The organism is Streptomyces sp. NPDC058697, assembly GCF_042715345.1.
In the GTDB taxonomy this organism is placed as follows: domain Bacteria; phylum Actinomycetota; class Actinomycetes; order Streptomycetales; family Streptomycetaceae; genus Streptomyces; species Streptomyces liliifuscus.
Genome location: NZ_JBHXSU010000006.1, coordinates 517,876 through 530,064, shown reverse-complemented (window position 1 = coordinate 530,064; position 12,189 = coordinate 517,876). Strand labels below are relative to the sequence as shown.

Here is a 12,189-nt window from a genome sequence, read left to right as displayed (position 1 = left end):
GGGGCTGGTCGCGCAGTTCCCCGCGCCCCTTAAGAGCACGGGGCTACCGCCCCTAAAGACGAAAGGCAGGGGCGGTAGCCCCTCTTTCGTCTTTAGGGGCGCGGGGAACTGCGCGCTCAGCCCCCACCGGCCCGCACCCGACAAACCGAGCCCCGCCAAACACAAGCCCCCCGTTCCACCGGCGGAGCCACTTCGTGGAGCCGTTACGCTGGAGGCGTGGCAGTCGTCGATGTATCCGAAGAGCTCAAGTCCCTCTCCTCGACCATGGAGTCGATCGAGGCCGTCCTGGACCTCGACAAGCTGAGGGCAGACATCGCCGTGCTCGAGGAGCAGGCGGCAGCGCCGTCCCTGTGGGACGACCCGGACGAGGCGCAGAAGATCACCAGCAAGCTGAGCCACCTCCAGGCCGAGGTGCGCAAGGCCGAAGCGCTCCGCGGGCGTATCGATGATCTCAGTGTCCTCTTCGAGATGGCCGAGGAGGAGGACGACCCGGACACCCGCGCCGAGGCCGAGACCGAGCTCACCGCCGTCAAGAAGGCGCTGGACGAGATGGAAGTCCGCACCCTGCTCTCCGGGGAGTACGACTCCCGCGAGGCCCTCGTCAACATCCGTGCGGAGGCCGGTGGCGTCGACGCCGCCGACTTCGCCGAGAAGCTGCAGCGCATGTACCTGCGCTGGGCCGAGCAGCACGGATACAAGACGGAGGTCTACGAGACCTCGTACGCGGAAGAGGCCGGCATCAAGTCGACCACCTTCGCCGTCCAGATCCCGTACGCCTACGGGACGCTGTCGGTGGAGCAGGGCACGCACCGGCTGGTGCGCATCTCGCCCTTCGACAACCAGGGCCGCCGCCAGACCTCGTTCGCGGGTGTGGAGATCCTTCCCGTCGTCGAGCAGACGGACCACATCGAGATCGACGAGTCCGAGCTGCGGGTGGACGTGTACCGCTCGTCCGGGCCCGGCGGCCAGGGCGTCAACACGACCGACTCCGCGGTGCGGCTCACCCACCTCCCCACCGGAATCGTCGTCTCCTGCCAGAACGAGCGGTCGCAGATCCAGAACAAGGCGTCCGCGATGAACGTGCTGCAGGCCAAGCTCCTCGACCGGCGCCGGCAGGAGGAGCAGGCCAAGATGGATGCCCTCAAGGGCGACGGCGGCAACTCCTGGGGCAACCAGATGCGTTCGTACGTCCTGCACCCGTACCAAATGGTCAAGGATCTGCGCACGGAGTTCGAAGTCGGAAACCCCGAGGCCGTTTTCAATGGCGAGATCGACGGGTTCCTGGAGGCCGGAATTCGCTGGCGCAAGCAGCAGGAGAAGTAGGCGACATTTGTAGACGTCGTTTTGTCGACAGGGCAACTGTCATCCATCGGACGGCAGTTGCCCTTTGTGTAGGCCGATGTCTGGGTTTTACATCACACTCACATGACGCTGTGCCGGTCAAAAGAGCTTGATCTGGACATCGCGGTCGCAACGACCTTGACGTTGCATTGAAAAGTGGGAAAGCTGACGCGCGGCATGCGTATCTCTGGGGCGCATGTGAACCGGGAGCTCCACGGAGCTTTCCCCGACGTCGCGGCCCCGGGCGCTGCACCATTGACGATGAGCTACTGGGGGTAGCAACCAGATGACCAAGAAGACGCGTATCCGGATCGCGCGGATAGCCGCCGGCGCGGTGATCGCCGCCGGTGCTTCGCTGACCGCCGCCGGTGCCGCTTCGGCTCTCGACGTCGGTGTCGAGGTGGGCGGTCTGAACGTCGGCGCCACCGCCGACCAGAGCGGTGTCGAGGTCGGCATCGGTGTCGAGGACCCGACGACCCCGGCCCCGACTCCCACGGAGCCGACCGAGGAGCCGACGGTTATTCCGACGGACCCCACCGAGGAGCCGCCCACCGAGGAGCCCACGGAGGAGCCGACCGAGGAGCCCACCGAGCCGACGGAGGAGCCGACCGACAAGCCCACCTCTGAGCCGAGCGACCCGGGCAACGACAACGGCGGCAGCACCGGTGGCAACGACACCGACCCCGACGGCGGCTCGCAGCCGGTCGAGCAGGGCGCGGGCAAGGAGAGCCTGACCGACACCGGTTCGGACACCTCCGCCCAGGGCACCGGTGGCGAGCTGGCCGAGACCGGCGCCGCCGAGAACATCACGTACCTGCTGATCGGCGCCGCGACGATGATCGCCGGCGGCATCGGCTTCCGTATGCTGCCCCGCCTCATGAACGGCCGCGGCGCGGCTGCCTGACGGACGTCATGGGCGTACGCGCTAGTGAGTGCGTGACGTGAGTGCGTGAGAAGGGCCCGGAGCTTGAAGCTCCGGGCCCTTCTTCATGTCTTGTCCGCGCCGTGTGCCGTCCGCTGCCGCCGTGCCTCGTGCCGTGCCCCGCTCGTGCCTCGCGCGCGTCCTACGCGGTCTGGTGGGCCAGCAGTGCCACTGCCGCGATCAGGATGGCGAGCAGTGCGATCAGCGCCATGGGGTTGAGGCCGCCTCCGAAGGGGCCCTCCTGCTGCAGCCGCGCTCGGTTCGCGCGGCAGACGGGGCAGCGGCCCTCGTTCACGGGCGCGGCACAGTTCGCGCACACCAGCCGGTCGTACGTCATGCGCTCGCCCTCCTTGCACCGGTTCCACGTACACAACGCTCTCGGGAACGGATACGTTCCCCCTCCACTGTGCCAGGTTCCTCCGGAGGGTGCGCGGGTTCTTGTGCGGGGGCTGGGCAGGGCGCCTCCTGAGGGGTGGCTTGCGTTGTCCCGCGGCTACAGGCTGTGTGTGGCTGGTCGCGCAGTTCCCCGCGCCCCTTACGGGGCGGGGTCCTCGAGCCCTCTTCTCAGGTTGCCCCGCACAAAAGCGCACAACCCTTGCGCAACCTCTCCCGGCGACTGCGCGCGTGTACCCGGGTCGCGTATGGTCACGCTCATCTAGCCCCGATATCCCCGACGGCCTGTGGTGCATCCGTGATCCGATTCGACAACGTGTCCAAGGTCTACCCCAAGCAGACCCACCCCGCTCTGAGGGATGTGTCCCTGGAGGTCGAGCGAGGCGAGTTCGTGTTCCTGGTGGGGTCCTCCGGCTCCGGAAAGTCCACCTTCCTGCGGCTGATCCTCCGCGAGGAGCGGACCAGCCACGGTCAGGTGCACGTCCTGGGCAAGGACCTCGCGCGCATCTCCAACTGGAAGGTGCCGCAGATGCGCCGCCAGCTCGGGACGGTGTTCCAGGACTTCCGCCTCCTGCCGAACAAGACGGTCGCCGAGAACGTGGCCTTCGCGCAGGAGGTCATCGGCAAGTCGCGCGGCGAGATCCGCAAGTCCGTGCCTCAGGTGCTCGACCTCGTCGGGCTCGGCGGCAAGGAGGACCGGATGCCCGGTGAGCTGTCCGGCGGTGAGCAGCAGCGGGTGGCGATCGCGAGAGCGTTCGTCAACCGGCCCAAGCTGCTGATCGCGGACGAGCCCACCGGAAACCTCGACCCGCAGACCTCCGTCGGCATCATGAAGCTGCTCGACCGGATCAACCGGACGGGCACGACCGTCCTGATGGCGACGCACGACCAGAACATCGTGGACCAGATGCGCAAGCGCGTCATCGAGCTGGAGAAGGGCCGACTAGTCCGCGACCAGGCGCGCGGCGTGTACGGCTACCAGCACTGACCGCGACCTCCCTCACGCTCTCGGCGCCACCGCAGAGCAGGGGGGAGGACTCCCCACGCATCCGCCACGGAAAGGCCTGAGAAGACGCCATGCGCGCCCAGTTCGTTCTGTCGGAGATCGGTGTCGGTCTCCGCCGCAATCTGACGATGACCTTCGCGGTCGTCGTCTCGGTCGCCCTGTCCCTAGCCCTGTTCGGCGGTTCGCTCCTGATGAGCGACCAGGTGAACACGATGAAGGGCTACTGGTACGACAAGGTCAACGTCTCGATCTTCCTCTGCAACAAGAGCGACGCGGAGTCCGACCCCAACTGCGCCAAGGGAGCGGTCACCACCGAGCAGAAGAAGCAGATCGAGACCGACCTCGACAAGATGTCCGTCGTCGAGACCGTCTCGCACGAGTCCAGCGACCAGGCGTACAAGCACTACAAGGAGCAGTTCGGCGACTCCCCGCTCGCCGCCTCGCTCACCCCGGACCAGATGCAGGAGTCCTTCCGCATCAAGCTGAAGGACCCGGAGAAGTACCAGGTCATTGCGACCGCCTTCGACGGCCGTGACGGCGTGCAGTCCGTGCAGGACCAGAAGGGCATCCTCGACAACCTCTTCGGGCTCCTCAACGGCATGAACTGGGCCGCCCGCGCGGTGATGGCGATGATGCTCGTCGTCGCGCTGATGCTCATCGTCAACACGGTGCGCGTCTCCGCCTTCAGCCGTCGGCGTGAGACCGGGATCATGCGCCTGGTGGGCGCCTCCGGCTTCTACATCCAGGCGCCGTTCATCATGGAGGCCGCGGTCGCCGGACTGATCGGCGGCGGGGTGGCGTGTGCCTTCCTGCTGATCGCCCGGTACTTCATCATCGACCACGGTCTGGCCCTGTCGGAGAAGCTGAATCTGATCAACTTCATCGGCTGGGACGCCGTTCTCACCAAGCTGCCGCTCATCCTCGCGACGAGTCTGCTGATGCCCGCGCTTGCCGCGTTCTTCGCGTTGCGCAAGTACCTGAAGGTGTGACGCATGACAAGAGGGCCGTACCGGCAAGCGCCGGTACGGCCCTTCTCGTTGTCCTAGACTCACCGGCATGTCAGGCCGTGACCTGTTCTGTCAGCCCCGCCGCTTCGGCCGCGGGGCGGCCCTGACGTTGGTCTTCGCGAGCGTTCTCGCGGCGGGCGCCGCGACCGGCTCGTTCGACACCTCGGGCCGCAAGAGCGCCTCCCCGGCCGGCAGGTCCGCCCCGGCGGGTCACCAGGAGGACGTCGCCGACGCCGCCGCCGAGGCGATGGCCGACGGCAAGTCCCCGGTCGAGGCCGCCGAGCGGGCCGTCAGCCGCAGCGGCGACCGCTGGGGCGCGGTCTACTCCCCGGGCGAGTACGAGGAGTTCGAGGAAGCCCTCGACGGCCAGTACACCGGCGTCGGCCTGTGGGCCAGGCGCGAGCGCGACGGACGTATCGAGGTGACCCGGGTGCAGTCCGGCTCACCCGCGCAGGCCGCCGGCATCCGGCAGGGCGACCGGCTGCGCAGCATCGACGGCCATCGGGTCGACGGCAGGCCCGTCACGGAGGTCGTCTCATTACTGAGGGGCGACGCCACCGACGCGAGCGCCGGAACGACCGTCGCTCTCGGCCTTGAGCGCGGCACGCGCGCGTGGCGCGAGACTCTGCGCCGGGCCCGCCTGTCCACCGACTCCGTGACGGTCCGCGAACTGCCCGGCGGCGTCACCGTGATCAAGGTCGCCGCCTTCACCAAGGGCTCCGGAGACCTCGTACGGACCGCCGTGGCCGACGCCCCCACGGGCACCGGGGTCGTCCTGGACCTGCGCGGCAACTCCGGCGGCCTGGTCACCGAGGCCGTCACCGCCGCCTCCGCCTTCCTCGACGGCGGCCTCGTCGCCACGTACGACGTGAACGGCGATCAGCGAGCCCTGCACGCCGATCCCGGCGGTGACACCACCAGACCCCTGGTCGCGCTCGTCGACGGCGGCACGATGAGCGCGGCCGAGCTCCTCACCGGGGGCCTGCAGGACCGCGGCCGCGCGGTCGTCGTGGGCTCCAGGACCTTCGGCAAGGGCTCGGTCCAGATGCCGAGCCGGCTGCCCGACGGCTCCGTCGCAGAGCTGACCGTCGGGCACTACCGCACCCCCTCAGGTCGGGGTGTCGACGGCCGCGGCATCACCCCCGACCTGGAGGCCGAGGAGGGCTCGCTGGAGCGGGCCGAGACCGTACTGAGCGGGCTCGGCGACCCCTCGTAGCCGACCCGGACCCGGTATTCCCGGCCGACGGTCCGCCTCTCCCGTAATCGGCTTTCCCTCGTGGGCCCCTCTAGTGCGAAAATGGCCAGCACTATGAGCAAGGGCATGTACGTACCGAAAGAATCCCAGCCGAAGCAGGGAGGGGGCACCTCAGGCAAGGTCAAGGACGGCAAGCGCAAGATCGTCGCGCAGAACAAGAAGGCGCGGCACGACTACGCCATCATCGACACCTACGAGGCCGGGCTCGTCCTCACCGGCACGGAGGTGAAGTCCCTGCGCCAGGGCCGGGCCTCGCTGACCGACGGCTTCGTCCAGATCGACGGGAACGAGGCGTGGCTGCACAACGCCCACATCCCGGAGTACAGCCAGGGCACGTGGACCAACCACACCGTGCGCCGCAAGCGGAAGCTGCTCCTGCACCGCGAGGAGATCGACAAGCTGGCGTCGAAGTCCGAGGAGACGGGTCACACGATCGTCCCCCTCGCCCTGTACTTCAAGGACGGCCGCGCGAAGGCCGAGATCGCGCTCGCCCGGGGCAAGAAGGAGTACGACAAGCGGCAGACGCTCCGCGAGAAGCAGGACCGGCGGGAGTCGGACCGGGCCATCGCCGCGGCCAAGAGGAAGCAGCGGGGCGAGTAGCAGCGGGCCGGGTGGCGGGCCGGTGGGCGCCTCGCCGCCGGGAATACGGTGGCATGGGTGCGCGTTGGTCACGTACGATGGCACTGCACCTCATAGCGGGTGCGCACCTCTTCGCTTGGAGAAGTTCCGGAGAGGCTTGAAAAATCAACATGGGGATGATCGGTTTCGACAGCGGATGTTGAAGCAGGGGAAGCGTGTCGAGGAAGCGGCAATGATCTCGTTAACCATATGTCGCAACCAATAATCGCCAATTCCAAGAGCGATTCCCAGTCCTTCGCCCTCGCTGCCTAATAACAGCGACTGAAGGACCCTAAAAGGGTGTCAGCCCGGGGGTGTTCCCGACCCGGACCCTGGCATAATCTAGGGAACTAAACCATCGAGCCCGGTCACGGGGTTCGATGGGAAATCAAACAGTGACTGGGCCCGTCGGCGACTTGTTCGCGTGATCACCGGGGCCGAGAAAATCGAAGCGAACTGCACACGGAGAAGCCCTGATTCTGCACCGGTGGACGCGGGTTCGATTCCCGCCATCTCCACTCATCCCATGTTAAGCAAAGGCCCCGCTGCCCAGGCAGCGGGGCCTTTGTCGTGTCCGGGCGGTTGCACCGTGCGCGGTTTCGCTGCCGGACGCCTACTGTCCACGGGGCCCGTCGTCCGGGATGCTCCTGTGGCATGAGCAGACCCGTGAGTAGAACCGCGAAGAGTTCTGGGGAGCGCGTCGACTCCCGTATGAAACGGTGGATCTGGCCCGTCGTGATCGGGCTCGCGGCGGCCGCGCTCGGTTCGGGTTCGCCGGCCGGTGCGGACGCCGACCGGAGCGGACTGCCGGAGGCCATCGACACCATCCTCGGGGACAGCCGGATGGAGGGCGGGACGGCGAGCGTCGTGGTCGCCGATGCCACGAGCGGCGACGTGCTGTACCAGCACCGGCCGACCGAGCGGCTGATGCCCGCCTCCAACACCAAACTGCCCACCTCGGCCGCGGCGATGGAGATCCTCGGCCCCGACCACAGGTTCACGACGGACGTCCTGACGAACGGCAGGCGGCAGGGCCCCGTCCTGCGCGGCGATCTGTATCTGCGCGGCAGCGGCGACCCGACCGCACTCGCCAAGGACTACGACAAACTGGCCGCCGACCTCGCCGCGTCGGGCGTCACCCGTGTCGACGGGCGGCTCCTCGCCGACGACACCCGCTTCGACAGCGCCCGCCTCGGCCGCTCCTGGGCCGCCGACGACGAGTCTGCGTACTACTCGGCGCAGATCAGCGCGCTGAGCGTCGCGCCCGACACCGACTACGACACCGGGACCGTGATCGTGGAGGTCGCGCCGGGCGCGGCGGCCGGGGACGAGCCGACCGTCACCGTCACACCGAAGACGGACTACGTCGACCTGGACGTCCGGGCCACGACCGTCGCCGCGGGCGGCTCGAACGACCTCACCGTCGAGCGGGAGCACGGCACCAACACCATCGTGGTCAGCGGTACGACGCCCGTGGGCGGCTCCGGCGCCACGGAGTGGGTGAGCGTGTGGGAGCCCACCGGGTACGCGGCCGCCGTCTTCCGGGACGCGCTCGCCGCGCACGGGGTGAAGGTGACCGGGCCGACACGGCTCGGGCGCGCCACACCTGCGGGGGCACGGCAGCTCGCCTCGCACGCCTCGATGCCGTTGAAGGACCTGCTGATCCCCTTCATGAAGCTGTCGAACAACATGCACGCCGAGATCCTCACCAAGGCCATGGGCCTGAAGGTCTCGGGGGAGGGGAGCTGGAGCGCCGGGCTCGCCGCCGTCAGCGGTTACGTGAAGGGCGTCGGCGTCGAAACTGGCAAGCTGCGGCAGGTCGACGGCTCGGGGCTCTCCCGGATGAACAACTTCACCGCCGGCCAGTTCGCCAAGCTGCTGCTCGCGGTACGGGCCGAGCCCTGGTACGCCGACTGGTACAAGTCCCTGCCGGTCGCCTGCGGCCCCGACCGGTTCGTCGGCGGCACCCTGCGGACCAGGATGTGCGGGACGCCCGCAGCGCTCAACGCCCGCGCCAAGACCGGCTCGTTGACCGGGGCGTCCGGGCTCTCCGGGTACGTGACGGACGCGGACGGGCGCGAACTCGTCTACAGCATCGTGCTCAACAACTACCTCGCCTCCTCCGTGAAGCCGCTGGAGGACGCGATCGTGGTGACACTGGCGCGGTCCACGGCGGATGCGGCCGTACTCGTGAAGCCCGGCAGCGCACGGGCGGCCGAGCGGAACGGGGACCTGGAGTGCTCTTGGCGCAAGCCGGTGGAGTGCTGAGCGAGTGGTGAAGGGGTGAGGTGCGGTCCAGGGCGTCTCTTCGACGCCCTGGACCCAACAGGGCTCGGGCCGGTCAGGGCCGCGGCATCGTGCTCGCCCGTACCGTCAGCCGTGGCGACAGCAGCGTGGCCTCCGGTACGGCCGTGGCGCCGCCGAGCTTCCTCATCAGCAGTTCCACCGCTCCCGTGCCCACCTCGGCGGTCGGTATGGCGATCGAGGTGACGGGGACGCGGGTCTGTCCGGCCACCTCGTCCGGGCAGATCGCCGTGACCGACAGATCCCCAGGGACCCGTAGGCCGAGGGACTCGAACGCGTCGATCAGCGGCTCAAGGACCGGCTCGTTGTGCACCACGACACCCGTCAACGCGGGCCGCTCCCGCAGGAGTTGCTCGGCGACCTGGCGGGCCGCCGCGGGTGCCGCCTCGCACGGGTGCACCGAGGAGGACAGGCCGTTGCGGTCGGCCGCGGCCGTGAAGCCCTGGACCACCCGCTGGGCGAACCCGGTCTCGCGTACGTACACCTCGGGTGGCGAGCCCACCAGGCCGATCACCCGGTGTCCGAGGCCCGCGAGATGCTCGACGCACAGCTCGCCCGCCGCCCTGAAGTCCAGGTCGATGCAGGTCAGCCCGGCGGGCTCGGCCGGGAAGCCGATGAGGACCGACGGGCGGTCCAGGGCGCGCAGCAACGGCAGGCGCCGGTCGTGGAGTTGGATGTCCATCACGATCAGCGCGTCCACGAGGGCGGTGTCCGCGACCCGGCGCAGCCCGTCCTCGCCCTCCTCCTGCGTGAGCAGCAGTACGTCGTGGTCGTGCCGGCGCGCGGCCGTCACCACGGACACCGCGAACTGCATCACCACCGGCACATGGATGCCGGTCCGCAGTGGCACCACCAGCGCCAGCACGTTCGACCGGCTGCTCGCGAGGGCCCGGGCGCCCGCGTGCGGCCGGTAGCCCAGTTCGCGGATGCTGTCCTCGATGCGCTGCCGGGTCTCCTCGGAGATCGGGCGCTTGCCGCTCAACGCGTACGAGACGGTACTGGCGGACACTCCCGCGTGCCGTGCCACGTCGGTGATCTTCACCATGCTCAACCCCGCTCCGACTCGGGGCCCAGTTCGAGGGAGAGGAACCCGGTCCCGGCCTTCGCCCGCGCCACCCGTTCCCCGGCCGCAAGGGCCCAGGGCGCCGACGGATTGCTCGACGAGGCCCGCAGTGTGTCACCTTCGCGTACGACGGTGAAGGTCACGCCGTCCACGGGCACCGTGACCTGCGCGCCGCGGTCGAGCCCGTACACGTGCAGGGTCACCCCGTCCGCGTGGGGATAGTCCGGCCGGTCAGCGACGGCTCCCACCGGGATCACCGCGCCCGGTCTGACGAGGAGCGGCACGCTGGAGAAGCCGTGCTTCTCACACACCCAGCGCGGACCGGTCACCGGCCGGCCGGTGAGAAAGTGGGTCCAGGTGCCCTCGGGCACGTAGTACGACACCTCGCCGTCGTCGGAGAACACCGGCGCGACCAGCAGGTCCGGGCCGAGCATGTACTGCCGTTCCAGGTGCGCGCACCCGGGGTCGTCCGGGAACTCCAGGAGCATCGCGCGCATCATCGGCACACCCTCCGAGTGCGCGGTGCGGGCGGCCTCGTACAGATACGGCATGAGGCGCAGTTTCAGCCGGGTGAACAGGCGCAGGACGTCCACGGCCTCCTCGTCGAAGAGCCAGGGGACCCGGTAGGAGGAGCTGCCGTGCAGGCGGCTGTGCGAGGAGAGCAGGCCGAAGGCGAGCCACCGTTTGAAGAGGGCCGGGGTCGGGGTGCCCTCGAAGCCGCCGATGTCGTGGCTCCAGTAGCCGAACCCGGAGAGGCCGAGCGACAGCCCGCCGCGCAGCGACTCCGCCATCGACTCGTACGTCGCCTCGCAGTCGCCGCCCCAGTGCACGGGGAACTTCTGGCTGCCGGCGGTCGCCGAGCGCGCGAAGACGACGGCCTCGCCCTCGCCGCGGTGCTTGCGCAGCACGTCGAAGACGGTCCGGTTGTAGAGGTAGGTGTAGTAGTTGTGCATCCGCTCGGGGTCGCCGCCGTCCGCGTACGCCACGTCGAGCGGGACCCGCTCCCCGAAGTCGGTCTTGAAGCAGTCGACGCCCTGCGCGAGCAGCGCCTCCAGCTTCGAGGCGTACCAGTCGCGGGCGGCCTCACTGGTGAAGTCGACCAGTGCCATGCCCGGTTGCCACAGGTCCCACTGCCAGACGCTGCCGTCCGGCCGCTTCAGCAGGTGGCCGAGGGCCTTGCCCTCCGCGAACAGCGGGGAGCGCTGCGCGATGTACGGGTTGATCCAGACGCTGATGTGCAGCCCGCGCTCCTTCAGCCGGGCCAGCATCCCCTCCGGGTCTGGGAAGACCCGCGGATCCCACTCGAAGTCGCACCAGTTGAACTCCCGCATCCAGAAACAGTCGAAGTGGAAGACGGAGAGCGGGAGTTGACGCTCCTTCATGCCGTCGATGAAGGAGGTCACGGTCGTCTCGTCGTACGACGTGGTGAAGGACGTCGACAGCCACAGCCCGAACGACCAGGCGGGCGGCAGCGCCGGACGGCCGGTGAGCGCCGTGTACTTGCGGAGAATGTCCTTCGGGCTCGGGCCGTAGATCACGTAGTACGTCAACTGCTGTGTCTCGGCGCTGAACTGGACCCGGGACACCGCCTCCGAGCCGACCTCGAAGGACACCCGGCCCGGATGGTCGACGAACACGCCGTAGCCCGCGTCCGTCAGATAGAACGGCACGTTCTTGTACGCCTGTTCCGTGGCCGTGCCCCCGTCGGCGTTCCACATGTCGACGACCTGGCCGTTCTTGACGAGTGGCCCGAAGCGCTCGCCGAGTCCGTAGACCTGGGTGCCCACACCGAGGTTGAGCTGCTCGCGCAGATAGTGGCCGCCCGTGCCCGCGTCCCGCATGATGCCCATGCCCTTGGCGCCGCTGGTGGTCAGGGTGCGGCCGTCCGCGAGGAAGTCGACGTGCCAGGGGCCGGTGCGGCTCACCCGCACGGACAGGGCGCCCGCGGTGAGGGTCGCGGACTCCTCGTCGTACTCCGCGTGTGCGGTGAATTCTTCTTTGCCCAGCTCGAATTGGGGGCCGCGCGACTCCTCGCCCTCGAAGTGTGTGAACGTGACGCCGATGACGTCCGGCATCGGCGCGTGTGCGCTGATCGTCACGACCGGTCCCTTCAGCAGGTCGCCGCGGTGCCGGATGGGCTGCGTCGGCGCGTGGATCGCCAACACGCCCTGCCCGGCGGTCACATCGAGGACCTCGACCGGATGGGCGGCGCTCACGCCCTCGCGCAGCATCCAGTAGCCGTCGGTGAACTTCACACGCACACCCCTTACTTGACCGCGC

10 protein-coding genes and 1 other RNA gene are annotated in these 12,189 nt (G+C 68.8%); 8 read left to right on the top strand and 3 right to left on the bottom strand.

The genetic code is table 11. The features are described from left to right. The first annotated feature begins 216 nt into the window (after positions 1–216). Together prfB and ACFWXQ_RS18290 are read left to right on the top strand one after the other, a co-directional pair. Complete coding sequence (gene prfB, locus ACFWXQ_RS18295; RefSeq protein WP_189843485.1) at positions 217–1,323, top strand: peptide chain release factor 2; 1,107 nt, start codon at positions 217–219, stop codon at positions 1,321–1,323. A 304-nt stretch (positions 1,324–1,627) separates the two neighbouring features. Further along, positions 1,628–2,245, top strand: a complete 618-nt coding sequence (locus ACFWXQ_RS18290) for an LPXTG cell wall anchor domain-containing protein (RefSeq protein ID WP_383956743.1) — start codon at positions 1,628–1,630, stop codon at positions 2,243–2,245. A gap of 160 nt (positions 2,246–2,405) precedes the next feature. Here ACFWXQ_RS18290 and ACFWXQ_RS18285 read toward each other — a convergent pair whose 3' ends face one another. Continuing rightward, positions 2,406–2,600 (bottom strand): hypothetical protein, encoded by a 195-nt coding sequence (locus tag ACFWXQ_RS18285; protein ID WP_055615824.1) that lies wholly within the window; start codon positions 2,598–2,600, stop codon positions 2,406–2,408. 354 nt (positions 2,601–2,954) lie between these two features. Between ACFWXQ_RS18285 and ftsE the strand changes: the two genes are divergently transcribed. From ftsE to dacB, 6 genes are all read left to right on the top strand, one after another. Then, a complete protein-coding gene (ftsE, locus tag ACFWXQ_RS18280) occupies positions 2,955–3,644 on the top strand; it encodes a cell division ATP-binding protein FtsE (protein ID WP_143632723.1) in 690 nt (229 codons plus the stop codon). An 89-nt stretch (positions 3,645–3,733) separates the two neighbouring features. Next, complete coding sequence (gene ftsX, locus ACFWXQ_RS18275; protein WP_055615826.1) at positions 3,734–4,651, top strand: permease-like cell division protein FtsX; 918 nt, start codon at positions 3,734–3,736, stop codon at positions 4,649–4,651. 67 nt (positions 4,652–4,718) lie between these two features. Further along, the gene (locus tag ACFWXQ_RS18270) at positions 4,719–5,885 is read left to right on the top strand and encodes a S41 family peptidase (RefSeq protein WP_383943587.1); all 1,167 of its coding nucleotides are present in this window, start codon (positions 4,719–4,721) and stop codon (positions 5,883–5,885) included. 105 nt (positions 5,886–5,990) lie between these two features. Beyond that, positions 5,991–6,524: an SsrA-binding protein SmpB gene (gene smpB, locus ACFWXQ_RS18265; RefSeq protein WP_186001021.1), complete on the top strand. Its 534-nt coding sequence runs from the start codon at positions 5,991–5,993 to the stop codon at positions 6,522–6,524. 151 nt (positions 6,525–6,675) lie between these two features. Then, positions 6,676–7,063, top strand: a transfer-messenger RNA (tmRNA) gene (ssrA, locus tag ACFWXQ_RS18260). Positions 7,064–7,196: 133 nt separating this feature from the next. Next, complete coding sequence (gene dacB, locus ACFWXQ_RS18255; protein ID WP_383943585.1) at positions 7,197–8,810, top strand: D-alanyl-D-alanine carboxypeptidase/D-alanyl-D-alanine-endopeptidase; 1,614 nt, start codon at positions 7,197–7,199, stop codon at positions 8,808–8,810. 73 nt (positions 8,811–8,883) lie between these two features. Here dacB and ACFWXQ_RS18250 read toward each other — a convergent pair whose 3' ends face one another. Further along, complete coding sequence (locus tag ACFWXQ_RS18250) at positions 8,884–9,891, bottom strand: LacI family DNA-binding transcriptional regulator (protein WP_383943581.1); 1,008 nt, start codon at positions 9,889–9,891, stop codon at positions 8,884–8,886. 2 nt (positions 9,892–9,893) lie between these two features. Then, positions 9,894–12,164 (bottom strand): alpha-xylosidase, encoded by a 2,271-nt coding sequence (gene yicI, locus ACFWXQ_RS18245; RefSeq protein ID WP_383943578.1) that lies wholly within the window; start codon positions 12,162–12,164, stop codon positions 9,894–9,896. Positions 12,165–12,189: the final 25 nt, after the last annotated feature.